The following is a 26,989-nucleotide window of genomic DNA, read 5'->3' as shown; positions in this document are numbered from 1 at the left end:
GGAGCTGGGCTCCCGCTCGAATACTTTACATTTTCGGCATGCCGCCGCCGGGCAACATACCGCCCATGCCGCGCATCATCTTGGCCATCCCGCCTTTGGCGGAGAATTTCTTCATCATCTTCTGCATCTGCTTGTGCTGCTTGATCAAGCGACCGATGTCCTGCACCTGGGTGCCGGAACCCATGGCGATCCGGCGTTTGCGCGAACCGCTGATCAGCTCAGGGTCGCGGCGCTCGGCCGGGGTCATGGAGTTGATGATGGCTTCCATCTGCTTGAACTGCTTCTCTGCCGCGCCTTGGGCATTGCCCATTTGCGCCAGGTTCACACCGCCGATGTTGGGGAGCTTGTCCATCAGGCCGCCGAGGCCGCCCATGTTCTTCATCTGTTGCAACTGGTCACGGAAGTCTTCGAGGTCGAAGCCCTTGCCCTTCTTCAGCTTCTTGGCCAGCTTGTCGGCCTTGTCCTTGTCGAGCGTGGCTTCGGCCTGTTCGATCAGGCTGAGCACGTCACCCATGCCGAGGATACGCGAGGCGATACGCTCGGGGTGGAACGGTTCGAGCGCGTCGCTCTTCTCGCCCATACCGATGAACTTGATCGGCTTGCCAGTAATGGCACGTACCGACAGCGCGGCACCGCCGCGTGCGTCGCCGTCGACCTTGGTAAGGATCACGCCGGTCAGCGGCAGCGCATCACCAAAGGCCTTGGCGGTGTTGGCCGCATCCTGGCCGGTCATGGCGTCGACCACAAACAGCGTCTCGACCGGGTTGATCGCGGCATGCAGCGCCTTGATCTCGCCCATCATCTCTTCGTCGATGTGCAGGCGACCGGCGGTATCGACGATGACCACGTCGATGAACTTGAGCTTGGCTTCTTTAATAGCGGCGTTGGCGATGTCGACCGGCTTCTGGCTCAGGTCGGACGGGAAGAAGGTCACACCCACTTCGCCCGCGAGCATTTCCAACTGCTTGATGGCCGCCGGACGGTACACGTCGGCCGACACCACCATCACGGATTTCTTCTTGCGCTCTTTAAGGAAGCGCGCCAGCTTGCCGGCGGTGGTGGTCTTACCCGCGCCTTGCAGGCCGGCCATCAATACGACGGCTGGCGGCACAGCGCTCAGGTTCAAGTCTTCGTTGGCCGCGCCCATCAGGCTTTCGAGTTCGGCCTGGACGACCTTCACGAAGGCCTGGCCCGGGGTCAGGCTGCGGGACACTTCGGTGCCGACCGCGCGCTCTTTGACCGAGTTGACGAAATCCTTCACCACCGGCAAGGCCACGTCGGCTTCCAGCAACGCCATGCGCACTTCACGCAGGGTGTCTTTAATATTGTCCTCGGTCAGCTTGGCCTTGCCGGTAACGTGGCGCAGCGTCTGCGAGAGACGGTCAGTCAAGTTTTCAAACATGCGCGATCCTTTCAGGCCCTACTCATCGAAATGCAGGTAGACCGAGGTAATGGCGGCCCAGGCTGTGGTCAATCGCTATTAAAAACAGCGCTCGCCGAGCCTGCGGCGTGGGCAGGTCGCGGATTATAGCGAAGACTGCGCCCATGCACACCCGCTGTCTGGCCCGGGAGTCTTTCTTGCAGCGCAGGTGTGTGCCAAACTCAACGCCTTTCGGGCTTGCCTACCAGGATTTATGCTCCCCTTGTCACCCAGTTTGCTACCCAGCCTCGCCGCCGCCATTCTGTATGCCGCTGCGACTCTCTATCAGGGCACTCGTCTGGCCCAAGGCGCCAAAGCGGACAAACGTCTGCTCGTCGGCCTTGGCGTGCTGGCCCTGCTGGCCCATGCCGCCAGCCTGTTCACTCACCTGATGACGCCGGTGGGCCTGGGCCTGGACTTTTTCAGCGCCGCCAGCCTGATCGCCGCGGCCGTCATCGCACTGACGTTGCTGGCCTGCTACCGCATTCCGGTCGAGAACCTGCTGGTGCTGCTATACCCCTTGGGTGTGCTGACGGTATTGCTGGCGCAGTTCACGCCCACCGGTACCGTACAGGTGATTGACGAAGAGCCGGGTATCCTTGCCCATATCCTGTTGTCGATCCTCGCCTACGGCATGTTCACCATTGCGGTGTTCCAGGCCCTGCTCCTGTTGCTGCAGGATCACCAGCTCAAGCACAAGCACCCCTCAGGGCTGATCAAGAACTTCCCGCCGCTGCAAACCATGGAAAGCCTGCTGTTCGGGTTCCTGTGGGCCGGCTGGACCCTGCTGTCGCTGTCGCTGATTTCCGGCTGGCTGTTCGTCGAGAACCTGTTCGCCCAGCACCTGGTGCACAAGACCCTGCTGGCGTGCCTGGCCTGGGTGGTGTTCAGCGTGCTGCTGTGGGGCCGCAACCGCCTCGGCTGGCGTGGGCACAAGGCAATACGTTGGACCCTGGCCGGGTTCTGCCTGCTGATGCTGGCCTATTTCGGCAGCAAGCTGGTTCGCGAATACATCCTGCATATCTGACGGGCAGCGATCATGGATAACTTGCCTTTGGAGCCGATGCTCGCCGTCATTGCCTTGCTGATTTTATGGGCGGCGCTGTTTACCGCCATCGAAGCAGCACAACAGCATCTGTTGGCCCTGCGCCCCGGCACCCGCCAGGGCGATAAGGCTGCCGCACGCCTGAGCTTCCCGCGCCATAGCCTGATTCTGTGCAACAGCCTGTGCCGCGCCGCCGTGGTGATCCTTTGCACGCTGCTGGCAATCTATGCCTGGGCGCAGAACGGCCCATGGCTGGGTTGGCTGATCTCTTGTGCACTGCTGCTGATTCTCGCCGACTACCTGCCTCGCATCCTGGCCACCCGCCATCCGCAAGCGGTGTTGGGTTTCGGTAACGCCCTGCTGGGCGTGCCGCTGAAAATGCTCTACCCGCTGGCCTGGCTGCTCAACGGCATCAGCCTGTTGCTGCTGCGCCCGTTCGCGCGCAAGTCCGGTGTGGTGAAAAACAGCGATGAGCCGCTGCCGGACCATGACGACCAAGCCCCGCCTGAGGCCGACGAGGACCGCGCGCCCGGTATGCCCGGCATCCACGCGCTGGATAACATCACCGTCAACGACATCCTGGTACCCCGCAGTGAAGTGGACGGCATCAACCTGGATGACTCGATCGGCGAGATCATCGAGCAGCTGCGCAGCTCCCAACGCACGCGCCTGCCGGTGTTCCACAGTGATATCAACCAGGTCGAAGCGGTGCTCAACACGCGCCAGGTCCAGCACCTGCTCCCCGACGCCAGCCTGACCAAAGAGGCGCTGCTCGCTGCCTGTCACGAACCCTATTTCGTTCCGGAAAGCACACCATTGCAGCTGCAACTGCTGAATTTTCACAAGCAGCAACGGCGCCTGGGCATGGTGGTGGACGAATACGGCGAAGTGCTGGGCATCGTTACCCTGGAAGATATCCTGGAAGAAATCGTCGGCGAGTTCGAAAGCGATCAGGCTGTGGATAACCCCCACATCGAGGCCCAGCCCGATGGCCGCTACATCATTGACGGCGCCGCTTCGATCCGCGAACTGAACAAAAGCCTGGGCTGGCACCTGCCCAGCGACGGCCCCAAGACCCTCAACGGCCTGGTGACCGAAGCGCTGGAAACCATCCCCGATTGCGCGGTGTGCCTGAAGATCGGCCGCTATCGCCTGGAAATCCTCGAAACCGAGGACAACCGGGTGAGCAAGGTGTTGATCTGGCATACCAGCCATGTGCCCGTCGCTGCCTGACCTCAGCAGGCTCAACCCGGTCAATGTGGGAGCTGGCTTGCCTGCGATGCAGGCGACTCGGTCCTTCAGTTGAACCGAGGTGATGCTATCGCAGGCAAGCCAGCTCCCACATTGATCCAGTTCCAGGCCATAGATCCTCACCAGCCCCTTGTTGGATCCTTGGCCCCCTTCCTATAATCCATCCGGCTTACCCAAGCCCCGCCCGACCGCGTGCTACCCGCACTCAGCGTGTCCAGGCACCGCTTAATCATGTCCGACCGGTGTTTGCTCCCATCCCGAGCCGCCCCGCGCACAACCCTGATCCATGGGTGTTCGACCAATAATAATCCGCGTCCAAACGCGCAATGACCGTCAGGGATACTGCCATGAGCACCACCTACCAAGAGGCTGCGACCGCCGCCCCGACCAATTCGACCGCCCGCGTCGCCACGGCGAGCATCGTCGGCACCGCCATCGAGTTCTACGACTTCTATATCTACGCCACGGCTGCTGCGCTGGTGATCGGCCCGGTGTTCTTTCCCCAGAGCTCCGGTACGGCGCAGATGCTGGCGTCGTTCCTGACCTTTGGCATCGCCTTTATCGCACGCCCGCTGGGGTCGGCGCTGTTCGGCCATTTCGGCGACCGAATCGGGCGCAAATCCACTCTGGTGGCCTCGCTGCTGTTGATGGGTGTGTGCACCACCTTGATCGGCTTGCTGCCCGGCTATGACAGCATCGGCGCCTGGGCACCGATTCTGTTGTGCGTATTGCGCTTCGGCCAGGGCCTGGGCCTTGGCGGGGAATGGGGCGGCGCGGCCTTGCTGGCGACCGAGAACGCGCCCAAGGGCAAGCGCGCCTGGTTCGGCATGTTCCCGCAATTGGGCCCATCGATTGGCTTTCTGGCGGCCAACGGTTTATTCCTGATCCTGGCCATGAGCCTGAATGACGAGCAGTTCCGTAGCTGGGGCTGGCGTATTCCGTTCATTCTCAGCGCCGCACTGGTGATGGTGGGTCTGTATGCACGCCTGAAGCTGCATGAAACCCCAGTATTCGCCAACTCCGTAGCCAAAGAAGCACCGGTGAAGGTGCCACTGGTGGAACTGTTCAGCCAGCATTGGCTGCCGGTGCTGCTGGGCGCCGCGTCGATGGTGGTGTGCTACGCGCTGTTCTACATCACCACGGCGTTTTCCCTGAGCTATGGCGTTTCCACACTGGGCTACAGCCGCGAGACGTTCCTCGGCTTACTGTGCTTTGCCGTGCTGTTCATGGGCTTGGCGACGCCGCTGGCAGCGCTGGCGAGTGATCGTTATGGACGTAAGCCGGTGCTGATCGTTGGGGCGATCCTGGCGATTCTCTCGGGCTTTACCATGGAGCCACTGCTGACCCACGGCTCGACCTGGGCCGTGGCGCTGTTCCTGGCGTTGGAGCTGTTTCTGATGGGTGTGACCTTCGCACCGATGGGTGCCCTGCTGCCGGAGTTGTTCCCGACGCGTGTGCGTTATACCGGTGCTTCGGCGGCGTATAACCTGGGTGGGATTGTCGGGGCGTCTGCAGCACCGTTCTTCGCGACCAAGCTGGTGGCGATGGGTGGGCTCAGTTATGTCGGTGGGTATGTGTCGGCGGCAGCGTTGCTGAGTTTGATTGCGGTGCTGTGCCTGAAAGAGACGCGGGATAATGATTTGAACAAGGTCGCCTGATAAACCGCTATCGGGAGCAAGCCCCCTCCCACATTCGACCGCATTCCAAAGGTTATACGCGGTTAAATGTGGGAGGGGGCTTGCTCCCGATGCTTTTAGAGCTCTACAACAACCGCTTGGGAGGCCCGGGTCGCCTTGGCGCGAGCCGCTTCAATCGACTCATCCCGCGCCAACGCCACACCCATACGGCGCTGGCCATTCACTTCTGGCTTGCCAAACAGGCGCAACGCCGTGTCCGGCTCGCTCAATGCCGCGCCGAGGTTGGCAAACGCCGTCTGGGTCGATTGCCCTTCCACCAGGATCACCGCCGACGCCGAAGGCCCGAACTGACGGATCAATGGGATCGGCAAGCCCAGGATGGCGCGAGCGTGCAGCGCGAACTGCGACAGGTCCTGAGAAATCAGTGTGACCAAACCGGTGTCATGTGGGCGCGGCGACACTTCGCTGAACCACACCTGATCGCCCTTGATGAACAACTCCACACCAAACAGGCCACGGCCACCCAGGGCTTCGGTTACCGCCTTGGCAACGCGCTCGGATTCGGCCAGGGCGATCGGGCTCATGGCCTGTGGCTGCCAGGACTCCTGATAGTCGCCCTTCTCCTGACGATGGCCAACCGGCGCGCAGAAGGTGGTGCCGCCAATGTGGCGCACGGTCAGCAGGGTGATTTCGTAGTCGAAATCGATAAAGCCTTCGATGATGACTCGACCCTTACCGGCACGCCCGCCTTCCTGCGCGTAATCCCAGGCTTTCTGCACATCATCGGTGCTGCGCAGCAGGCTCTGGCCCTTGCCCGACGAACTCATCACCGGCTTGACCACGCAGGGGAAGCCCAGGTCCTGGACGGCCTTGCTGTAGTCTTCGAAGGTGTCGGCGAAGTGGTACGGCGAGGTCGGCAGGTCCAGTTCTTCGGCGGCCAGGCGACGGATGCCCTCACGGTTCATGGTCAACGACGTGGCGCGGGCGGTCGGGATAACCGTGAAGCCTTCCGCCTCCAGTTCCACCAGAGTGGCGGTGGCGATGGCTTCGATTTCCGGCACGATGAAGTGCGGCTTCTCCGCCTCGATGACTGCACGCAGCGCCGCACCGTCGAGCATGTTGATCACGTGGCTACGGTGCGCCACCTGCATCGCCGGCGCGTTGGCGTAGCGATCCACGGCGATCACTTCAACACCCAGGCGTTGCAGTTCGATCACCACTTCCTTGCCCAGCTCACCGCAGCCACACAGCAAAACGCGGGTCGCGGTTGGCGACAATGGAGTTCCGATTCGGGTCATCTCAGGTCCTCAGGGGAGCGGATCATGGGGGAGAAAGGCCGGCATTTTACATGAACTGTAAAAATTGGCCTCAGTTGGCGATGGTGCGGCGGCGGATGCGCCAGGCCATGATCAGCCAGACCACGGTGACACCGGCAAATTTAGACACCAACGCCGTGCCCGCCACCGCCGGTGTGAGCGCGCCGATCAAGCCGAAGAAAATAAAGGTATCGAGGGGAATACTCAGTGCCGAACTTATCCACAGGCGATCATGCAGCGGGCGTTTGGTGATGCTGAACACCAGCCAGTCGATGCACTCGGACACCGCGAACGCCGTAGCACTGGCCAGGGCGATGGACGGGTCGGAAGTGATATACGACAGCACCAGCGCCGCCAGCATGGCGATGATCGCGCCGTGGCCGAAGCGGGTTTGCACCATGTCGCGAAGGATAAATACCAGGCCACCCCAGGCGGACCAGATGACATCCAGGTGCGGGGCGGTGGAGAAGGCGAAGTTGATCAGCACGACGCTGCTGATGTAGGCGATCAGGAAAAACATGGATGAATGACCTGTGAACAAGGGACACAGGGTACTTCACAATTAGACATATGTCGTCTGGGAGGGCCTCATCGGGGGCAAGCCCCCTCCCACATTTTGATCTGTGAACACATTCAAGTGTGGGAGGGGGCTTGCTCCCGATAGCAATCGATCAGGCACCCGAGCTTTTGGGCGTCATCCACACCATCCCACTGGCCACCGCCCGCTCATGACACAACCCCAACACCACCCGGCGTTCGGCATTATCCATGCGGCCCCAACGCGTAATCTCGTCCACGTTGCGCTGGCAGCCGGTACAGATATCGTCCTCGTCCAGCGCGCAAATATTCACACAGGGCGAGGCTACAGGCCGTTCAACTGCACTCATTCTTCCTGCTCAACCAAGTCTCGGGCATAGCGCTGCGAATTATGCACATAGTGCGCGGCGCTGGCTTCGAGCATACGTTTCTGCGCCTCAGTCAGCTCACGTACCACCTTGCCCGGCGAGCCCATGACCAGCGAGCCATCGGGAATTTCCTTGCCTTCACCGATCAGCGAGTTCGCGCCGATAATGCAGTGCTTGCCAATCTTGGCGCCATTGAGAACCACCGCGTTAATGCCGATCAGGCTGTAGTCGTCGACGCTGCAGCCGTGCAGCATGGCGTTATGGCCGATGGTCACGCCGGTGCCGAGGGTAAGCGGGTAGCCCATGTCGGTGTGCATTACGCTGCCGTCCTGCACGTTGCTGTTCTTGCCGATCAGGATCAGTTCGTTATCGCCGCGCAACACCGCGTTGAACCAGACGTTGGCGCCCTCCTCCAGCTTGACCTTGCCCACCAGCGTGGCATTGGGTGCGACCCAACTGTTGGGATGGGTCTCGACGCGGGCATCGCCCAGGCGGTATTTCATGGTTTTCCCTCACGGCTTGCCATTCATGCGATGGCTTAGATATTGATAAAACTCTTGGGCGGCTGGTGCAGGCTGATCTTGGCGTCGTCATAGAGCAGATTGATCAGCTCGACGATCATGATCGCCGTCAGCCCCCAGATCTTGTATTCGCCGAAGCGGTAGCTGGGCACATACCAACTTCGGCCCTGGTAATCGATGCGGTGGGTATGTTCGCGTGGGTCCTGTCGGAAAAACTCCAGGGGCACACTGAAGACGGCGGCGATTTCGGCGTCGTTGGCCAGGTATTCGACGTAGTCAGGGATCACGCCTACATAGGGCGTTACACGGATGCCGTGCAGGGAAATCAGCGGGCTCAACGGGCCTATGACCTCAACCAGGCCTGGCGGCAGGCCGATTTCTTCTTCGGCTTCGCGCAAGGCGGTAAAGATCAGGTCCGGGTCTTCCGGGTCACGCCGCCCACCAGGAAAGGCCACTTCGCCACCATGGGTCGACAGGCCGCTGGCGCGCAGGGTCAGGATCAGCTCAGGTTCATCACTGCGGGTAATCGGTACCAGCACCGCGGCCTCGGGGAAACGCCCGTCAGTCTCAAGCAGGTGGGGAGTGTGATTGCTTACCCGGCGAAGTAGCTCGTCCAGCATGAGTCATCTCGGTCTGTTGGCTACCTTGCATCATGCACCAAAGCGTGCAAGCGCCCAACCCCAAAACCGCAGGGCTGTCGCTAAACGACAACTTGCAGGAACGCCCGGCACCAAGCCAAGATGTGCCCATTCTCCAGGAACCCCAGCATGAATTTCTGCAGCCAGTGCGGTAAACCGGTTACCCAACGTATTCCCGAAGGCGACGCACGCCTGCGTTTTGTGTGTGATCACTGTTCGACCATTCACTATCAAAACCCCAATATCGTCGCCGGCACCGTACCGGTGTGGGGCGATCAAGTGCTGCTGTGCCGCCGTGCCATCGAGCCGCGCCTGGGTTACTGGACCCTGCCCGCAGGCTTTATGGAAAACGGCGAGACCGTGGAACAGGCGGCCATGCGTGAAACCCTGGAAGAAGCCTGCGCCCGCGTGCGTAACCTGAGCATCTATACCCTGATCGATGTGCCGCACATCAGCCAGGTGCACATTTTCTACCGCGCCGAGCTGATCGACCTGGACTTTGCCGCAGGCCCGGAAAGCCTTGAAGTGAAGCTGTTCGATGAAGCTGATATCCCTTGGTCCGAGCTGGCTTTCCGCACGGTCGGGCGTACCTTAGAATGCTTTTTCGCTGACCGTCGCCAACAGGTGTACCCGGTGCGCAGCGAGTCGGTCCCGCCGATGACACGCCCAACCAAATAACCTTCCAGGCAGCACCTTTATCAGGGATACCGTTTCAATGCGTTGGTTGCTTGCTCTTATCTGCCTGTCGTTTGCCACGCTGTCCCCAGCCTCTACGGTGGAAACTCTCGGCGGTAAAACCGTCGAAAAAGTCCTGGTACTCAAGTCCGCGCACCAACTGCAACTGATCAACGACGGCAAGCCCCTCAAGACCTATCGCATTTCCCTGGGCAAGAACCCCAAGGGCCACAAGCTGATCGAAGGCGACCGCCGTACCCCCGAGGGTTTCTACTGGATCGACTGGCGCAAGACCAGCGACCGCTTCAACCTGGCCATGCACATCTCCTACCCGAACATCAGCGACGCTGCCCGCGCCCGCCGCGAAGGGGTAAAACCGGGCAGCATGATCATGATCCACGGCACGCCCGACACCGAAGACTACCCGGAACAGTGGTTTCACACCCTGGACTGGACCGACGGCTGCATCGGCATGCGCAACGTGGACATGCGCGAAGTCTGGAGCCTGGTCAAAGACGGCACCATGATCGAGATTCAGCCCTGATCCAGGACCGTTCGTAAAATAATTCGAAAATAATTCCTGCCCCAGGCAGCCCGCGCCAGTGAATACCAGTTCGCCGAGCGAGCTGCGCATTTGTGCACGCAACAAAGACCTCTCTAATACCACTTGATACCGCGCACCGTTGAGATGCGCTAAAACCGGTACCTGCGCACTTTTGGTGGCATTGACATGGTATTTAAGTGGTATTAATTTCCGGCCATTACCGGGCGACAACACTCCAATAACGCATCGGAAACCTGACAGATGAATCCCATCCTGGCCCTGCGCCCCGACGACAAGCAATCCACGCCGCTGTACCTGCAACTGGCTCGCAGCCTTGAAGCCGCGATCCATGCCGGCCAGTGGAAATCCGAGCAGGCCCTGCCCTCGGAGCGTGCGCTCAGCGAGCAGTTGAGCATCTCGCGGGTCACTGCCCGTAAAGCGCTGGAAGTGTTGCTTGCCCAGGGCCTGATCCGCCGCAGCCAGGGCTCCGGCACCTTTATCACGCCGCGCCTGGAACAACCCTTGTCGCGCTTGTCGGGGTTCAGCGAAATGCTGCGGCTCAAGGGCTTTGTGCCCACCTCCCAGTGGCTGGAGCGCGACATCACCCCGCCGACCCACGAAGAGCTGATCCGCCTGTGCCTGTCGCCCACCGACAAAGTGGCGCGCCTCAAGCGTCTGCGCAAAGCCGATGACACGGTCATGGCGATTGAAATGACCGCCATGCCCGCCTCGGTGTTGCCACACCCGCAAGCCATCGGCAATTCGCTGTACGAATACCTGGAAGGCATCGGCAAGCCCATCGTGCGCGCCCTGCAACATATCCAGGCGATCAACGCCTCGGACGAGTTCGCCAAGCTGGTGGGCATCGCCCCCGGCACCGCCATGCTGCTGATGACCCGCGTGGGCTACACCGCCGACAACACGCCGATTGAAATCACCGACACCTACTGCCGCAACGACTACTACGACTTTGTCGCAGAGCTGCGCCGTCATGACTACTCCGCCGAATTGCGAATTTAGAGAACTGCCCATGTCAGAAGACAATATCCTCACGCCCAACGGCTGGATGCGCGGCCGCCTGGTGCACGAACACGGCAAGGTGGTTGCCATCGAAGGCACGCCTTGCGACCCGGATGACAACGACCTGCCCTACCTGCTGCCAGGCTTTATCGACCTGCATGTACACGGCGGTGGCGGTGCCGACATCATGGAAGGGGCGCAGGCCTTCGAGACCATTACCCGCACCCACGTGCGTTTTGGGACCACCTCGCTATTGGCCACCACCATGACGGCGCCGGTGGAAGAAATCACCAGCGTCCTCGGTGAACTCGGCAGGTTCTGCGAGCAACGCCCGACAGGCAGCGCCCGGGTACTGGGCGTGCACCTGGAAGGCCCCTACATCAACCCGGGCAAACTCGGCGCCCAACCCAACTTCGCCCACACCGCATTGATGGCCGAAGTCGAAGACTACCTGCGCCTGGCGCCGATCCGAGTGATCACCATCGCCCCGGAAATCGCCGGCCACGACGGCCTGATCCGCGCCCTCAGCCAACGCGGCGTGCGCATGCAGATCGGCCACACCCTGGGCAGTTATGAAGAAGGCGTCGCCGCCCTCGCCGCCGGCGCCACCAGCTTTACCCATTTGTACAACGCCATGAGCCCGCTGCATCACCGTGAGCCCGGCATCGTCGGCGCCGCGCTGGCCCACGCCCAATACGCCGAGTTGATCCCGGATCTGCTCCATGTGCATCCCGGTGCCATGCGCGTGGCCCTGCGCTCGATCCCATGCCTGTACTGCGTGACCGACTCCACCGCCGCCGCCGGTATGCCCGATGGCGAATACAAGCTGGGCAGCCACACCGTGACCAAATGCCTGGGTGGCGTACGCCTGGCCGACGGCACCCTGGCCGGCAGCACGCTGACCATGGACCAGGCGCTGCGCAACCTGGTGAAAATCGGCCTGCCCATCAGCGAAGCCTCACAACGCCTGTCGCAATTTCCTGCGGACTACCTGGGCCTGGAAGAACGCGGCCGCCTGCAACCCGGCAGCTTTGCCGACTGCGTGCGCCTGGACCGCTCCCTGACACTCACCGACGTAATGGTCGAAGGAGAAACCATTGACTTCAAAAATGCTTGAAGAGGCCCTGGCCTCCTGCGACGCCGTTGCGGCACAACTGCAACGCCTGAATCCGCTGCTGGAAGAAGTGGCCGGTCGCCTGCGTCGCCAGCCGCCGCAAGTGGCGATGACCATTGCCCGCGGCAGCTCCGACCACGCCGCCAGCTACTTCGCCTACCTGGCCATGCAGCATGTGGGCATCCCGGTGGCGTCGTTGCCGATGTCGGTGGTGACCCTGTTGCAGGCGCCGATGAAAGTCAGCGGCCAGGTGGCGTTTGGGTTCTCCCAGTCGGGGCAGAGCCCGGACCTGGTCAACAGCCTGCGACTGCTGCGCAAGCGCGGCGCCCTGAGCATCTCGCTGGTGAACGCCGAAGACTCGCCGCTGGAAGCCGCCTGTGAATTCCACGTGCCACTGTGCGCCGGCCCGGAACAAAGCGTGGCCGCAACCAAGAGCTTTATCGCCACCCTCAGCGCCAGCGCGCAATTGATCGGCCACTGGAACCAGGAAACCGAGTTGCTCCAAGCCTGCCAGGCGCTGCCCGACGGTTTGCGTGAAGCCGCCCGGCAAGATTGGACCCAAGCCATCGAGGCCCTGCGCGACTGCCAGCAATTGATGGTAATCGGCCGCGGCGCCGGGTTTGCCATCGCCCAGGAAGCAGCGCTCAAGCTCAAGGAAACCTCGGCGATCCAGGCCGAAGCCTTCAGCAGCGCCGAGGTACGCCACGGGCCGATGGCCTTGATCGACGAAAACTACCCGCTACTGGTGTTCGCCCCACGCGGCGCCGAGCAGCCCGGCCTGTTGAGCCTGGCCGCCGATATGCGCCAACGCGGCGCCCGCGTGCTGCTGGCCGCACCGGACGATATCGCCGAACGCGACCTGACCCTTAGTCGCGCCGAACACCCGAGCCTGGACCCGATCCTGGCGATCCAGAGCTTCTACGTGATGGCCGCCGGCCTGGCTGAGGCACGGGGCATGGACCCGGACCAGCCGCGCCACCTGAGCAAAGTCACCCGTACGCACTAAAGCGGCGTTTTCCTGATGAGTACCGTGCCCATGCCCAACAACAATAATCCATTGACCTTAAGCGCCCCCTTGAGTGGGCCGGTGCTGGCCCTGAACAGCGTCCCCGACGAAGTGTTCGCCAGCGGCGCCATGGGGGACGGGATTGCCATCGACCCGTTGAACGATTGCCTGCATGCACCCTGTGACGGCGTGATCATCCATGTCGCCCGCACCGGTCATGCATTGACCATCCGCGCCGACAACGGTGCCGAAGTGCTGATGCACGTGGGCATCGACACCGTGGAGCTCAATGGCGAAGGCTTTGCCTTGCTGGTGAAGGATGGCGCACGGGTGAGCGAGGGCCAGCCGTTGGTGCAGTTTGATCTGGACCGCATTGCGCGCCAGTGCAAAAGCCTGGTGAGCCTGATCATCCTGACCAACAGTGAGCGCTTCGAACTGCAACCCATCGCGAGCAAGACCGTGAAGCTCGGTGAATCACTGATGCGGATTGCCCTGCGCACATCCGCGCCGGTTCAAAACGCTGTGGATAACTCGGTCGCGCAAGTGAGCGCCACGGTACGCATCACCCATCGTGGCGGCTTGCATGCGCGCCCTGCCGCGCTGATCCGCAAGACTGCCCAGGGCTTCAGCAGTCAATCGCAGCTGCACTTCGGTGATAAGACCGCGGCTTGCGACAGCCTGATCGGCCTGATGGGGTTGGGTATTGGCGAAGGTGACGAGGTACGGGTGACCTGCCGTGGCAAGGATGGCGAGGCGGCGTTACAGGCATTGGTCGCCGCGCTGTCCGTGGCGATCCACGAGGAGCATCACGCGCCGGTCGTTGCCACACCACGCCGGGCGAATACCGAAGCCAATGTGCTGCAAGGCGTATGCGCGGCACCGGGCCTGGTATGTGGGCCATTGTTCCGCCTGACGGGCATCGAACTGCCGCAAGACAGCGGCAATCATAGCGTCGACGAACAACTGCAACGCCTGGATGCCGCCCTTGAGCAAGTGCGCGGCGAAATCCGCAATACGCTGGGCCAGGCGCGCCAACGCAAGAACGTCGAAGAAGAAGAGATCTTTGCCGCCCACCTCGCCCTGCTGGAAGACCCGGCATTACTCGACGCAGCCACCGCTGCCATCGAACAAGGCAGCGCCGCCACCCATGCCTGGCGTGATGCGATCCAGGCCCAATGCGCCGTGCTGCTGGCGTTGGGCAAACCACTGTTTGCCGAGCGCGCCAATGACCTGCGAGACCTTCAACAACGGGTGCTGCGTGCGTTGCTGGGTGAAGCCTGGCATTTCGAATTGCCGGCGGGGGCGATTGTCAGTGCCCATGAGCTGACACCTTCGGACTTGCTGCAACTGAGCGAGCAACACGCCGCTGGCATCTGCATGGCCGAAGGCGGTGCGACCTCCCATGTGGCGATTTTGGCCCGGGGCAAAGGCCTGCCGTGTCTCGTCGCCCTGGGCAATGAAGTGCTCGACGTACCCCAAGGCCAGCGGGTGGTACTCGATGCCGCCAACGGCCGCCTGGAACTGGCCCCCAGCGAAGCGCGCCACGCCGAAGTTCACCAGATTCGCGAAACACAGAAATTACGACGCCAGCAACAACAGGCCCAAGCCCAACAACCAGCGCGCACCACCGATGGCGTGACGGTTGAAGTCGCGGCGAATGTCGCCTCCAGCGCCGAAGCCCAGGTGGCGTTTGACAACGGTGCCGATGGCGTCGGCCTGCTGCGCACTGAATTCCTCTTCGTTGACCGCCGTACCGCGCCGGATGAGCAGGAACAACGCCAGGCTTATCAGGCCGTGCTGGATGCCATGGGTGACAAGTCGGTGATCATCCGCACCATCGATGTGGGTGGCGACAAGCAGCTCGATTACCTGCCGCTGCCCGTCGAGGCGAACCCGGTGCTGGGCCTGCGCGGTATTCGCATGGCCCAGGTGCGCCCTGAACTGCTCGACCAGCAACTGCGCGCCCTGCTGCAAGTCTCGCCGTTGGCGCGCTGCCGCATCCTGTTGCCGATGGTCAGCGAGGTGGATGAACTGCTGCAGATTCGCCAGCGCCTGGATGAACTGTGCGTGGAGCTGGAGCTGACGCAGCGCCCCGAGCTGGGCGTGATGATCGAAGTGCCCGCCGCCGCGCTGATGGCCGAGCAGTTGGCCGAACACGCGGACTTTTTATCCATCGGCACCAATGACCTGTCCCAGTACACCCTGGCGATGGACCGCGACCACGCAGGCTTGGCCGCCCGCGTTGATGCGCTGCATCCTGCCTTGCTGCGGCTGATCGCCCAAACCTGCACCGGTGCGGCGAAACACGGGCGTTGGGTCGGCGTGTGCGGTGCCTTGGCGTCTGACCCACTGGCCACGCCAGTACTGGTCGGCCTGGGGGTCAGTGAGCTGTCGGTAAGCCCGCCGCAGATCGGCGAAATCAAGGACCGCGTCCGCCACCTGGACGCGGCGCAATGCCGGCAACTGAGCCTTGAGCTGCTCGACCTGAGCAGTGCCAAGGCCGTTCGCCAAGCCTGTCAACACCACTGGCCGCTGAGCTGAAAACAACAAGAATAGGGAGACACGCCATGTACCAACACTTTATCGAAGGCCTGCAACGCCTGGGCCGCGCCCTGATGCTGCCGATTGCGATCCTGCCAATCGCCGGCCTCTTGCTGCGCCTGGGCGACACCGACTTGCTCAACATCGCGGTGATGCATGATGCCGGGCAGGCGATCTTCGCCAACCTGGCGCTGATCTTCGCCATCGGCATCGCCGTGGGCTTTGCCCGCGACAACAACGGCACCGCCGGCCTGGCCGGGGCGATTGGCTACCTGGTGATGATCTCGACCCTCAAGGTGATGGATACCACCATCAACATGGGCATGCTCGCCGGTATCGCCAGTGGCCTGATGGCGGGCGGGCTGTATAACCGCTTCAAGGACATCAAGCTGCCGGAGTACCTGGCGTTCTTTGGTGGGCGACGCTTTGTGCCGATTGTCACCGGGTTTTCGGCGGTGGGCCTGGGCGTGATCTTCGGTCTGATCTGGCCGCCGATCCAGCACGGCATCAACAGCTTTGGCGTGTTGTTGATGGAAAGCGGCAGCCTGGGTGCGTTCGTGTTTGGCGTGTTCAACCGCCTGCTGATCGTCACCGGGTTGCATCACATCCTCAACAATATGGCGTGGTTCGTGTTCGGCAGCTTCACCGACCCGGTAACCGGCGCGGTGGTCACGGGCGACCTGACGCGCTACTTTGCCGGCGACCCCAAAGGCGGCCAGTTCATGACCGGCATGTTCCCGGTGATGCTGTTCGGCTTGCCGGCTGCGTGCCTGGCGATGTACCGCAATGCGTTGCCAGAGCGCCGTAAAGTCATGGGCGGGATCTTTCTGTCGATGGCGCTGACTTCGTTTTTGACCGGGGTGACTGAACCGATTGAATTTGCCTTCATGTTCCTGGCACCGTTCCTGTACCTGATTCACGCGCTGCTCACCGGCCTGTCGATGGCAGTCACCAACATGCTGAACATCCACCTCGGGTTTACCTTCTCCGGTGGGTTTATCGACATGGTGCTGGGCTGGGGCAAGTCCACCAATGGCTGGCTGGTGGTGCCGGTGGGCCTGGCCTACGCGGTGATCTACTACAGCGTGTTCAGCTACTGCATCCGCCGCTTCAACCTGAAGACGCCGGGGCGTGAAGATATCCAGGTGGTGCAGGCTGAAGCGATGAGTGATAACCAGCGTGCTACGGCTTATATCCAGGCGTTGGGTGGTGCTGAGAACTTGCTGAGTGTGGGTGCATGCACCACGCGGCTGCGGTTGGACATGGTTGATCGCAACAAGGCGGTGGATGCTGAACTGAAAGCACTGGGCGCCATGGCTGTAGTGCGCCCGGGTAACGGCGGGAGTTTGCAGGTGGTGGTCGGGCCGATGGCCGATAGCATTGCTGATGAAATTCGTTTGGCCATGCCAGGGTTTGTTGCAGCGCCTGTAGCGGTTGCACCTGTGGATAAGCCCCTGACGGTGAATGTGCAAGAGGCCGAGCAATGGCTGAATGCGCTGGGTGGCCGAGGGAATTTGCGCCAGCTGGAAGCTGTGGCGATGACCCGGTTGCGGGTGGAGTTGGGGGATGATTCGGGGTTGTCTGAAGCTCAGCTCACTGCGCTCGGTTGCCAAGGTGTGAGTCAGCTTGAGAGCGGTGTTTGGCACTTGTTGGTTGGTGACAAGGCCTCTGGCTTGGGTGAGGCGTTGGAGCGGTTGGTCAGTGGCCGTGAGGTCGGCGCCAGGGTTTAGAGCTGTAGTGGCTTTTCTGGCCTCATCGGGGGCTTGCTCCCGATTGGCCCTCACAGGCGCCTGATTACTTCTGCTCAGGCACTTCAACTAAATCCAGCACCCGATCCACCATCAACTGGATGCCCTCAACCATTCGATGAATCCCCAGCACGGCATCACGCTGCGGACCGTCGACATCAAAAGCCAGATGACCCGCCAGTGCCTGCACGGATGCCAGGTCTTGGGAAGCATTGGCGAGCAGGGTTTCGCTGTTCAGACTGGGTATTACGGTGAAGATCTGGTCGGACGGTAAATCACCAGCTTGGCGGGACTCGGCTTGAGATGAGATTGAACCAGTTAGCAAGTTGTCGCTGATCATCATTAAACTCCATATGGAATAGGCTCCTAGTGATTTTTCAGGCTTGCAGTCCCGGTCACTGAATTGGCAGCGACTCGAGAAGGTTAGTTGTGCGAGTTCCGACGGACAACCTGAAAGGCTTGTCGGAAAGTTCTGAGGCGCTTGCACCGACGCCATCGCAGGCAAGCCAGCTCCCACATGGGATTGATGTACGGTCTGACAACGGGGTCAAATGTGGGAGCTGGCTTGCCTGCGATTGGCACTTACAGCCAACAAAAAACCCGCTGACCAAACTGGCCCAGCGGGTTTCTTGTTTATGCAGCCAGCCGATCAAAAATCCGCCAACTGCCACACCTCATACGCTGGAGTCTCATACGGGTGGCTAAGTTTGAGAGCAGCCACAACAGCCACAATCAACTCATCCGCCACCACCAGCTCAACCTTCCATTCCTCAACCACTTCAACCTGGCCGACCTGCCCGATAAACGGCTGACTGCCGTCCAACGCGCGGAATTGGCCCTGGCCCAGCACTTGCCAGGCGCAGCTGTCGTAGTCGCCGATGCGCCCGCCGCCGGCTGCGAAGACGGCGGTTTTCACCGTCTCCACATGGCTGTCGGGCACGAAGAAGGCGAGCTTGTACACGGCCTTAGTTCACCCACACACGCGCGTTGCGGAACATGCGCATCCAGGCGCCGTCTTCGTTCCACTCTTCCGGGCGCCACGAGTTCTGCACGGCGCGGAATACGCGCTCCGGGTGCGGCATCATGATGGTCACGCGGCCGTCGCGGCTGGTGAGGCCGGTAATGCCGCGTGGCGAGCCGTTCGGGTTGGCCGGGTAGCTTTCGGTGACCTTGCCGTGGTTGTCGACGAAACGCAGGGCCACGGTGCCGGACAGGTCGGCTTCAAGCAGCGCTTCTTCGCTGGCGAACTCGGCATGGCCTTCACCGTGGGCGATGGCGATTGGCATACGCGAACCGGCCATGCCTTGCAGGAAGATCGAGTTGGACTCCTGCACCTGCACCATGGCGACACGGGCTTCGAACTGCTCGGAACGGTTGCGCACAAAGTGCGGCCAGAACTCGCTGCCCGGGATCAGTTCGCTGAGGTTGGACATCATCTGGCAACCGTTGCACACACCCAGGGTGAAGCTGTCGTTGCGTTCGAAGAAGCCCTGGAACGCGTCGCGAGCACGGCTGTTGAACAGGGCCGACTTGGCCCAGCCTTCACCGGCACCCAGCACGTCGCCGTAGGAGAAACCACCGCAGGCCACCAGGCCTTTGAACTCGTTGAGATCAACGCGACCGGCGAGGATATCGCTCATGTGCACGTCAATCGCATTGAAACCGGCGCGATCGAACGCCGCGGCCATTTCCACCTGACCGTTGACGCCCTGCTCACGCAGTACGGCAACCTGTGGGCGAATGCCCTTCTTGATGTAAGGCGCGGCGATGTCCTGGTTGACGTCGAAGCTGAGCATGGTGCTCAGGCCCGGGTTGTCTTCTTCCAGGATCACGTCGAATTCCTGCTCGGCGCAGTCGGCGTTGTCGCGCAGGCGCTGGATCTGGTAGCTGGTCTCGGCCCACTGGCGTTGCAGCAAGCGGCGCTGACCGGTAAAGACCGTGTCGCCGTTGAACGAGATATTGACTTCGCCGTTGTTGATCGGCTGGCCAATCACCGCCACGCATTCGGCAAGGCCGGCAGCGCTGAATTGTGCGAGTACGTCCGGAGTCGCGTCCTGGCGAACCTGGATCACGGCGCCCAACTCTTCGTTGAACAGGATGCCGTTGATTTCGGCAGCATCCTCGGCAACGCTGTCGAGCACGATATTCAGGCCGCAGTGACCGGCGAAGGCCATTTCGACAACGCTGGTCAGCAAACCACCGTCGGAACGGTCGTGGTAAGCCAGCAGGTGACCGTCGGCGTTGAGGCCCTGGATCACGGCGAAGAAAGCTTTCAGGTCTTCGGCGTCATCGACGTCCGGTGCCTGTTTGCCCAACTTGCCATGGGTCTGCGCCAGGATCGAGGCACCCATGCGGTTCTGGCCACGTCCCAGGTCGATCAGGATCAGGTCGGTGGTGCCCTTGTCCATGCGCAATTGCGGGGTCAGGGTCTGGCGGATGTCGGTGACCGGTGCGAAACCGGTGACGATCAGCGACAGTGGCGAGGTGACGCTCTTGTCGGTGCCTTCATCATTCCAACGAGTGGCCATGGACATGGAGTCCTTGCCCACCGGAATGGTGATACCCAGTTCCGGGCACAGCTCCATGCCGACAGCCTTGACGGTGTCGTACAGGCGCGCATCTTCACCGGGGTGGCCGGCAGCGGACATCCAGTTGGCCGACAGTTTGATGTCGGACAGCTTGCCGATACGCGAGGCGGCTATGTTGGTGAGGGTTTCACCAATGGCCATGCGGCCCGACGCCGGTGCGTCCAGCAGGGCCAGCGGCGTGCGCTCGCCCATGGCCATGGCTTCACCGGTATACACGTCGAAGCTGGTGGCAGTGACGGCAACGTCGGCCACCGGCACCTGCCATGGGCCAACCATTTGGTCACGGGCAACCAGGCCAGTGATGGTGCGGTCGCCGATGGTGATCAAAAAGCTTTTGCTCGCCACGGCCGGGTGGTGCAGCACGCGCTCAATGCTGTCGGCCAGCTCCAGCGTGCTTGGGTCGAAATCATCGCCCAGTTCGTTTTCACGTACCGCCGAACGGTGCATGCGCGGGGCTTTGCCCAGCAGCACTTCCAGCGGCATGTCTACCGGGCTGTTGCCGAAGTGGCTATCGGTAACCGTCAGCTGCGGCTCGGCAGTGGCTTCGCCGACCACGGCAAACGGGCAACGCTCACGTTCGCAGATGGCCTGGAAGCGTGCGAAGTCTTCAGGGCCGACGGCCAACACGTAACGTTCCTGGGATTCGTTGCTCCAGATTTCGTGCGGGGCCATGCCCGGCTCGTCGTTTGGAATGTTGCGCAGTTCGAAACGGCCACCGCGGTCGCCATCGTTGACCAGTTCCGGGAAGGCGTTGGACAAACCGCCGGCGCCGACGTCGTGGATGAAGCTGATCGGGTTCTTGTCGCCCAATTGCCAGCAACGGTCGATGACTTCCTGGCAGCGGCGTTCCATCTCAGGGTTTTCGCGCTGTACGGAAGCAAAATCCAGGTCTGCCGAGCTGGTGCCGGTGGCCATGGAGGAAGCCGCGCCGCCGCCCAGGCCGATCAACATCGCCGGGCCGCCGAGCACGATCAGCTTGGAGCCGACCAGGATCTCGCCTTTCTTGACGTGTTCTTCACGGATGTTGCCCATGCCGCCGGCCAACATGATCGGCTTGTGGTAACCGCGCACTTCATCGCCACGCGGGGTGGTGATGGATTGTTCGAAGGTACGGAAGTAACCGGTCAGCGCCGGACGCCCGAATTCGTTGTTGAACGCGGCGCCGCCCAGGGGGCCTTCGATCATGATGTCCAGCGCGGTGACGATGCGCTCAGGCTTGCCGTACGGCACTTCCCACGGCTGTTCGAAGCCCGGAATCTGCAGGTTGGACACGGTAAAACCGGTGAGGCCCGCCTTGGGCTTGGCGCCACGGCCGGTGGCGCCTTCGTCACGGATTTCGCCGCCGGAACCGGTGGCTGCGCCCGGGAACGGGGCAATCGCGGTCGGGTGGTTGTGGGTTTCAACCTTCATCAGGATGTGCACCGGCTCCTGCACCGCGCCGTACTGGCGGGTTTCCGGGTCCGGGAAGAAGCGACCGGCGACGGAGCCGACGATGACCGAGGCGTTGTCCTTGTAAGCCGACAGAACGCCTTCGCTGTGCATCACGTAGGTGTTCTTGATCATGCCGAAGAGGCTTTTTTCCTGGCTTTGGCCGTCGATATCCCAACTGGCGTTGAAGATCTTGTGACGGCAGTGCTCGGAGTTGGCCTGGGCGAACATCATCAGTTCGATGTCGTGGGGGTTGCGCTTCAAGCCGGTGAAGGCGTTGACCAGGTAGTCGATCTCGTCTTCGGCCAGGGCCAGGCCCAGCTCGGTGTTGGCCTTCTCGAGGGCGGCGCGGCCGCCGCCGAGCACGTCAATCGCGGTCAGCGGCTTGGGCTCAGCGTGGCTGAACAGGCCGGCAGCCTGCTCCAGCTGGCTGACGATGATCTGGGTCATGCGGTCATGCAGGCTGCTGGCGATCAGCTCGGCTTCGGCATCGCTGAACTGGCCAGCGACGTAAAAGGCGATCCCACGCTCCAGGCGCTGGATTTTATCCAGGCCGCAGTTGCGGGCGATGTCACTGGCCTTGCTCGACCAGGGCGAGATGGTGCCGAACCGCGGCAGAACCAGGAACAAGCGGCCAGTCGGCTCTTGAACGGGAACGCTTGGGCCGTACTTCAGAAGGCGTGCCAGCACTTGCTGTTCGTCGGCGGTCAAGACGCCGGTAACGTCGGCGAAGTGAGCAAATTCAGCGTAAAGGCCTGTAACAGCTGGAACCTTCTGGCTCAGTTGCTCAAGGAGTTTGCTGTGGCGAAAGGCAGAAAGGGCAGGAGCGCCGCGCAGGATCAACATCTTCGGGACAGCCTCGGGAAGGGGTGTGCTTTGAGGCCGTGCATTCTAGCGTAAACCTTCGCCAACGGCACCCGAAACGGCACCGGTGGCCGCTGCCGAACGTCAGTTGGCAGGGTTTGCACGGCATCGGCAGGAAATCCGCGGTGTCGAGGGCAGTTATTTTAACCGTCACAATGGCGCTCCAGGCCGCGTTTCTGCGGGCTGCAGCACAGTTTTAACCGCGCTAGCAGACAAGTGCAGCGCTGTCGAGATATGGCGCCACGGGCCGTTTGCGTATACTGCGCAGATGTTCTCCCCAACTGTTTTGCGCCCGCGATGGGTCAAATGGCTCATCGCCACCCTGCTCTTCCTGACGCTCAGTGCCTGTGTTGATAAGCCCAGCACGCTTGAGCGAATCAAGGAGGATGGCGTATTGCGGGTGGTCACCCGGAACAGTCCGGCCACGTATTTCCAGGACCGTAACGGGGAGACCGGGTTCGAATATGAACTGGTCAAGCGTTTTGCCGACGAGCTGGGCGTGAAGCTGGAAATCGAGACCGCCGACAACCTCGATGACCTGTTCGGTCAGCTGGGCAAACCCAACGGCCCGGTTCTGGCCGCCGCCGGCCTGGTCAGCAGCGAGCAGCGCCAGCAGCAGGTGCGTTTTTCCCACCCGTACCTGGAAGTGACCCCGCAGATCATCTATCGCAATGGCCAATCGCGCCCCACCAATGCAGCCGATCTGGCGGGCAAGAAGATCATGGTGCTCAAGGGCAGCACCCACGCCGAACAACTAGCGGCGCTGAAGAAGCAGAATCCTGCAATCGAATACGAAGAGTCCGACGCCGTTGAAGTAGTCGACCTGCTGCGCATGGTCGACGAGGGGCAGATCGACCTGACCCTGGTGGACTCCAACGAAGTCGCCATGAACCAGGTGTACTTTCCCAATGTGCGCGTGGCGTTCGACCTCGGCAATGCCAGCAACCAAAGCTGGGCCGTGGCGGCAGGCGACGACAACAGCCTGCTCAACGAAATCAACAGCTACCTGGACAAGGTCGAGAAGAACGGCACGTTGCAGCGTCTGAAAGACCGTTATTACGGACATGTCGACGTACTCGGCTATGTGGGCGCCTATACCTTTGCCCAGCATCTGCAACAACGCCTGCCCAAGTACGAGAAGCACTTTCGTGCCTATGCCAAGGCAGAGAAAGTCGATTGGCGGCTGCTGGCAGCCATCGGCTACCAGGAATCGCTGTGGCAACCGACGGTCACCTCCAAGACCGGCGTGCGCGGCCTGATGATGCTGACCCAGAACACCGCTCAAGCCATGGGCGTGTCCAACCGCCTGGACCCCAAGCAGAGCATCATGGGCGGCGCCAAGTACCTGGCCAGGATCAAGGATGAGCTGGACGACAAGATCGCCGAGCCCGACCGCACCTGGTTTGCCCTCGCCGCCTATAACGTCGGCACCGGTCATCTGGACGATGCACGTATCCTGGCCAAGAAAGAAGGCCTGAACCCGAACAAGTGGCTGGACGTGAAGAAGATGCTGCCGCGCTTGTCGCAGAAGCAGTGGTACAGCAAGACCCGCTATGGTTATGCGCGTGGCGGGGAGCCGGTGCATTTTGTGGCGAACATCCGGCGTTACTACGACATTCTCACCTGGGTGACCCAGCCGCAGCTGGAAGGCAACCAGGTGGTGGAAGGCAACCTGCATGTGCCGGGTGTGGACAAGACCAAGCCGCCGCAGGACAGCCCTCAACTCTGATCACGACAGCCCGCACACCGCAAATCCCTGTGGGAGCCGGGCTTGCCCGCGATGGCGGCCTGACAGTCAAGGTATTCGGCGCCTGACACACTGCTATCGCGGGCAAGCCCGGCTCCCACATTTGATCATCGTAGCCTTATAGGCCGGTGAGCAGATGGACCACGCCGCCCGGCAGTACCATTACTGCGGGTACACCGGCAGCCTTCAACGCCGACTCATCCAACCCACCCACCTCCTTCAATTGCACGCGCACCCGCGTGAGAGCCACGCGCTTCTGTGAAGTAACGTTCCCCTCCCCGCCCAATGCACTCAGCACCTCGGCCGACAACAGGCTCGGTGTCGGTGCGGCAACCGAATCCGCCACCAAATCAGGCGTCAGGGCTTTCCAGAACGCCCGCTGCAATTTCTCGAACATGCTCAGTGCTCCACGACAGATGATGTTTCAACGGTGGCCGCGTGGTACAGGCGCAGGGCCTCACGCACTTGATTGGCTTCTTCCAGGCCCAGCACCTGGCGGGCGATGATCTGGCAGTCGTGCAGGTCCAGCTCACGCACGGTGGCCTTGATGGTCGGGATCAGCGGCACGCTGACCGACAGCTCATCCACGCCGAGCCCGATCAATACCGGCACTGCCACTGTTTCAGAGGCCAGCGCGCCACATACCCCCACCCACTTGCCGTGGGCATGGGCCGCTTTGACCGTGATGTCGATCAGGCGCAGTACCGCCGGGTGGAAACTGTCGGCCTGGCTGGCCAGACGCGGGTGGTCGCGGTCCATGGCGAGGGTGTATTGGGTCAGGTCGTTGGTGCCGATGGAGAAGAAATCCACATGGGGCGCAAACACATCCGCCATCAGCGCTGCGCTGGGGACTTCGATCATGATGCCCAGCTTCGGTAACTCGGTCAGCCCAAGCGCCAATGCCTCTTCTTCGAGCATCTTGCGCGCCAGGTGCAGCTCCGACAGCAGGCTGACCATCGGCAACATGATATGCAGTCGCGCCAAGCCTGCACTGGCAAGGATCGAGCGCAGCTGTTCACGCAGCAGTTCGGGGCGCTCCAGGCACAGGCGAATACCGCGCAGGCCAAGGAACGGGTTGGTCTCGCTCTCCATCGGCACATAGGCCAAGGGTTTGTCGCCGCCCACATCCAGGGTGCGCACCACCAGGTTGCGCTCGCTGCCAAGGGCACGGGCGATGGCGCTGTAAGTGCCAGCCTGTTCTTCGGCGCTCGGGGCGCGGTTGCGGTCCAGGTAAAGGAACTCCGAACGCAGCAGGCCCACGCCTTCCCCGCCCAGGGTCAGGGACTGCTCCACTTCCTGCAACGAGGCGACATTGGCGGTGACTTCAACGTGATGCCCATCGCGGGTGACCGCCGCCCGTGAGGCCTGTGCCACCTCACGTTGCAGTCGCAGCTTTTGCTGTTGGCGAACCGCCTGCAATTGTTCGATTTCAGCCAGGTCCGGCTCCAGATGCAGCTCGCCTTTGTCGGCATTGAGCAGTACCCGTTTGCCGTTGGCCAGGGCCAATACCTGGCTCGGCACCCCACAAATGGACGGCAGGCCCAGCGCGCGGGCAAGGATTGCCACATGACTGGTAGCGCCACCGGCGACCGTGACGAAGCCCAGGACTTTACCGGTATCCAGGCCGGCGGTTTGTGAGGGTGTCAGTTGCTCGGCGACCAGGATGGCGCACTCCGGCAGCTCCATGGATCGCTCGGGCACGCCCAGGATCAACTTGAGCACGCGCCGACCAACGTCGGCCAAGTCCGCTGCACGTTCAGCGAGCAGTGCCTTACCCAAGCCCTCGAAGAGTCGGGCGGTCGCCACTGTGGCGCGGTTCCAGGCAAAGGCGGCACTCTTGCCCTCGGCCAGCAGGCTATAGGCTTGTTCAAGCAGGGTTGGATCTTCGAGCAATTCCTGATGAGCGCGGAAAATTTCGGCTTGGGCACTGCCGGCCGCCTTGGCTTGCAAGTCTTGCAGCGCCTCGCTTGCCGCCCGTAGGCCGCGCGCCAATGCGGCCCGCTCAAAGGTTTCTCCGACGCCAGCTTCGGGAATATCGAGCGCCGTCTCAGCCACTTGGACGACCTGGCCGAACGCCGAGCCCGGCGATGCGCAGACACCTCGTAACACAGTGGCCGAGGACGCCGGCGCGGCGGGCGTGTTGATTTTCTCGACCGCTACCGGCAAGGTCTCGCCACAGCCGTCGAGCAATAACGCCACCAGGGCCTGGATCGCCGCCTCGGCATCTTCGCCCGCCGCGCTCACCTGCACGCTGTCGCCCTGGCAGGTCTGCAACGCCATGATCGCCACCAGGGACTTGGCATTCGCACTCTGGGTTTGCTTGTGCAGGTAAATGCTCGAGTTGAACCCTTTCGCCGCCTGGGCAAGCACCGCCGCAGGCCGGGCGTGCAAGCCATGAGCGTTGGGCACAGTCAGTGGCTTGGAGAACAGCGCGTTACCCTCCTCCTCATCCAACTCGGCAGATACCTGCCCGGTCAATACTCGCAACAGTGGCTGGCCGGCCTCGACCAACGCCCGGTCTGCCACCAACAGCTCAAACGGCTCGCCGCTCACCACCAGCATCAAGGTCAGCAGACTGCGTGCATGGAGCGCCACATAGTCGGCATCGAACTCTATCAGCGGCTGCCCAGCCTCCACCCGCTGGCCTTCCTCGACCAGACGGGTGAAGCCCTGGCCAGCCAGGTTTACGGTGTCCAGACCGATATGCAGCAACACCTGCACGCCGTTGTCGTCGGTGACACTGACCGCATGACCGCTGTCCTGAATGTTGCTGATCACCCCGGCCAACGGCGCGCAGAGCGTCTGCGAGGTCGGGTCGATGCACAGCCCGTCGCCGATCACGCGACCGGAAAATACCGGGTCGGGTACCTGATCCAGCGCCAGCAGGACCCCGGACAGGGGCGCCAGCAGTGTCAGGGGTTTAGATGGGGTCATGACTTCACCTGTTGTTGTGTTTTTTAAAGATCATTGGGAGCTACCGA

22 protein-coding genes are annotated in these 26,989 nt (G+C 61.9%); 11 read left to right on the top strand and 11 right to left on the bottom strand.

What is annotated here, in order from left to right; genetic code table 11:
• Positions 1 to 25: 25 nt before the first annotated feature.
• Entirely contained in the window at positions 26 to 1,402 is a 1,377-nt protein-coding gene (gene ffh, locus JH25_RS07415; protein WP_017139724.1) for a signal recognition particle protein, read from the bottom strand.
• A gap of 232 nt (positions 1,403 to 1,634) precedes the next feature.
• Here ffh and JH25_RS07420 point away from each other — a divergent pair, with 232 nt between their 5' ends.
• The 3 genes from JH25_RS07420 (at position 1,635) to JH25_RS07430 (ending at position 5,374) form a co-directional block, all read left to right on the top strand.
• Positions 1,635 to 2,447 (top strand): cytochrome C assembly family protein, encoded by an 813-nt coding sequence (locus JH25_RS07420; protein ID WP_032879633.1) that lies wholly within the window; start codon positions 1,635 to 1,637, stop codon positions 2,445 to 2,447.
• A 12-nt stretch (positions 2,448 to 2,459) separates the two neighbouring features.
• Positions 2,460 to 3,698 (top strand): transporter associated domain-containing protein, encoded by a 1,239-nt coding sequence (locus JH25_RS07425; RefSeq protein ID WP_032879632.1) that lies wholly within the window; start codon positions 2,460 to 2,462, stop codon positions 3,696 to 3,698.
• A gap of 365 nt (positions 3,699 to 4,063) precedes the next feature.
• The gene (locus tag JH25_RS07430) at positions 4,064 to 5,374 is read left to right on the top strand and encodes an MFS transporter (protein ID WP_005791128.1); all 1,311 of its coding nucleotides are present in this window, start codon (positions 4,064 to 4,066) and stop codon (positions 5,372 to 5,374) included.
• 95 nt (positions 5,375 to 5,469) lie between these two features.
• Here the strand turns inward: JH25_RS07430 and purT are convergent, their stop codons facing one another.
• The 5 genes from purT to JH25_RS07455 form a co-directional block, all read right to left on the bottom strand.
• A complete protein-coding gene (gene purT, locus JH25_RS07435) occupies positions 5,470 to 6,651 on the bottom strand; it encodes a formate-dependent phosphoribosylglycinamide formyltransferase (RefSeq protein ID WP_019817237.1) in 1,182 nt (393 codons plus the stop codon).
• A 70-nt stretch (positions 6,652 to 6,721) separates the two neighbouring features.
• Entirely contained in the window at positions 6,722 to 7,189 is a 468-nt protein-coding gene (locus tag JH25_RS07440; protein WP_005791131.1) for a preQ0 transporter, read from the bottom strand.
• Positions 7,190 to 7,340: 151 nt separating this feature from the next.
• On the bottom strand, positions 7,341 to 7,556 hold the full coding sequence (locus JH25_RS07445) for a DUF1289 domain-containing protein (RefSeq protein WP_032879631.1): 216 nt from the start codon (positions 7,554 to 7,556) through the stop codon (positions 7,341 to 7,343).
• On the bottom strand, positions 7,553 to 8,077 hold the full coding sequence (locus JH25_RS07450) for a gamma carbonic anhydrase family protein (protein WP_032879630.1): 525 nt from the start codon (positions 8,075 to 8,077) through the stop codon (positions 7,553 to 7,555). The genes JH25_RS07445 and JH25_RS07450 overlap by 4 nt, the downstream gene beginning before the upstream one ends.
• Before the next feature lie 35 nt (positions 8,078 to 8,112).
• On the bottom strand, positions 8,113 to 8,715 hold the full coding sequence (locus tag JH25_RS07455) for a CoA pyrophosphatase (RefSeq protein WP_005791136.1): 603 nt from the start codon (positions 8,713 to 8,715) through the stop codon (positions 8,113 to 8,115).
• A 147-nt stretch (positions 8,716 to 8,862) separates the two neighbouring features.
• Between JH25_RS07455 and JH25_RS07460 the strand changes: the two genes are divergently transcribed.
• The 7 genes from JH25_RS07460 (at position 8,863) to nagE (ending at position 17,363) form a co-directional block, all read left to right on the top strand.
• Positions 8,863 to 9,411 (top strand): NUDIX hydrolase, encoded by a 549-nt coding sequence (locus JH25_RS07460; protein WP_032879629.1) that lies wholly within the window; start codon positions 8,863 to 8,865, stop codon positions 9,409 to 9,411.
• Positions 9,412 to 9,448: 37 nt separating this feature from the next.
• Positions 9,449 to 9,952 carry a L,D-transpeptidase family protein gene (locus JH25_RS07465; protein WP_032879628.1) on the top strand — a complete coding sequence of 168 codons (504 nt, stop codon included), beginning with the start codon at positions 9,449 to 9,451 and terminating at the stop codon, positions 9,950 to 9,952.
• A gap of 261 nt (positions 9,953 to 10,213) precedes the next feature.
• Positions 10,214 to 10,972: a GntR family transcriptional regulator gene (locus JH25_RS07470; protein ID WP_005791139.1), complete on the top strand. Its 759-nt coding sequence runs from the start codon at positions 10,214 to 10,216 to the stop codon at positions 10,970 to 10,972.
• A 10-nt stretch (positions 10,973 to 10,982) separates the two neighbouring features.
• The gene (gene nagA / locus JH25_RS07475) at positions 10,983 to 12,089 is read left to right on the top strand and encodes an N-acetylglucosamine-6-phosphate deacetylase (protein WP_032879627.1); all 1,107 of its coding nucleotides are present in this window, start codon (positions 10,983 to 10,985) and stop codon (positions 12,087 to 12,089) included.
• Entirely contained in the window at positions 12,082 to 13,092 is a 1,011-nt protein-coding gene (locus JH25_RS07480; protein WP_032879626.1) for an SIS domain-containing protein, read from the top strand. Before nagA ends, JH25_RS07480 begins: the two co-directional genes overlap by 8 nt.
• A 30-nt stretch (positions 13,093 to 13,122) precedes the next feature.
• Positions 13,123 to 15,633: a phosphoenolpyruvate--protein phosphotransferase gene (gene ptsP / locus JH25_RS07485; protein WP_032879625.1), complete on the top strand. Its 2,511-nt coding sequence runs from the start codon at positions 13,123 to 13,125 to the stop codon at positions 15,631 to 15,633.
• Between the two features lie 26 nt (positions 15,634 to 15,659).
• Entirely contained in the window at positions 15,660 to 17,363 is a 1,704-nt protein-coding gene (gene nagE, locus JH25_RS07490; RefSeq protein ID WP_032879624.1) for an N-acetylglucosamine-specific PTS transporter subunit IIBC, read from the top strand.
• A 64-nt stretch (positions 17,364 to 17,427) separates the two neighbouring features.
• Here nagE and JH25_RS07495 read toward each other — a convergent pair whose 3' ends face one another.
• The 3 genes from JH25_RS07495 to purL all read right to left on the bottom strand — a co-directional run bounded on the left by JH25_RS07495 (position 17,428) and on the right by purL (position 22,243).
• Positions 17,428 to 17,721 (bottom strand): DUF6124 family protein, encoded by a 294-nt coding sequence (locus JH25_RS07495; protein ID WP_032879623.1) that lies wholly within the window; start codon positions 17,719 to 17,721, stop codon positions 17,428 to 17,430.
• A gap of 309 nt (positions 17,722 to 18,030) precedes the next feature.
• The gene (locus JH25_RS07500; protein ID WP_003193986.1) at positions 18,031 to 18,342 is read right to left on the bottom strand and encodes an NIF3 1; all 312 of its coding nucleotides are present in this window, start codon (positions 18,340 to 18,342) and stop codon (positions 18,031 to 18,033) included.
• 4 nt (positions 18,343 to 18,346) lie between these two features.
• Positions 18,347 to 22,243 carry a phosphoribosylformylglycinamidine synthase gene (gene purL, locus JH25_RS07505; RefSeq protein WP_032879622.1) on the bottom strand — a complete coding sequence of 1,299 codons (3,897 nt, stop codon included), beginning with the start codon at positions 22,241 to 22,243 and terminating at the stop codon, positions 18,347 to 18,349.
• 286 nt (positions 22,244 to 22,529) lie between these two features.
• Here purL and mltF point away from each other — a divergent pair, with 286 nt between their 5' ends.
• Positions 22,530 to 23,990 (top strand): membrane-bound lytic murein transglycosylase MltF, encoded by a 1,461-nt coding sequence (mltF, locus tag JH25_RS07510; protein WP_005791148.1) that lies wholly within the window; start codon positions 22,530 to 22,532, stop codon positions 23,988 to 23,990.
• Between the two features lie 136 nt (positions 23,991 to 24,126).
• Here mltF and JH25_RS07515 read toward each other — a convergent pair whose 3' ends face one another.
• Both JH25_RS07515 and ptsP (JH25_RS07520) read right to left on the bottom strand, forming a co-directional pair.
• Complete coding sequence (locus JH25_RS07515) at positions 24,127 to 24,405, bottom strand: PTS transporter subunit EIIB (RefSeq protein ID WP_032879621.1); 279 nt, start codon at positions 24,403 to 24,405, stop codon at positions 24,127 to 24,129.
• A 2-nt stretch (positions 24,406 to 24,407) separates the two neighbouring features.
• A complete protein-coding gene (ptsP, locus tag JH25_RS07520) occupies positions 24,408 to 26,942 on the bottom strand; it encodes a phosphoenolpyruvate--protein phosphotransferase (protein ID WP_032879620.1) in 2,535 nt (844 codons plus the stop codon).
• Between the last annotated feature and the right edge of the window lie 47 nt (positions 26,943 to 26,989).

Origin of the sequence: Pseudomonas sp. BRG-100, from assembly GCF_000737955.1 — a bacterium.
Taxonomy (GTDB): domain Bacteria; phylum Pseudomonadota; class Gammaproteobacteria; order Pseudomonadales; family Pseudomonadaceae; genus Aquipseudomonas; species Aquipseudomonas synxantha_A.
This window is presented reverse-complemented; position numbering and strand designations above follow the sequence as displayed.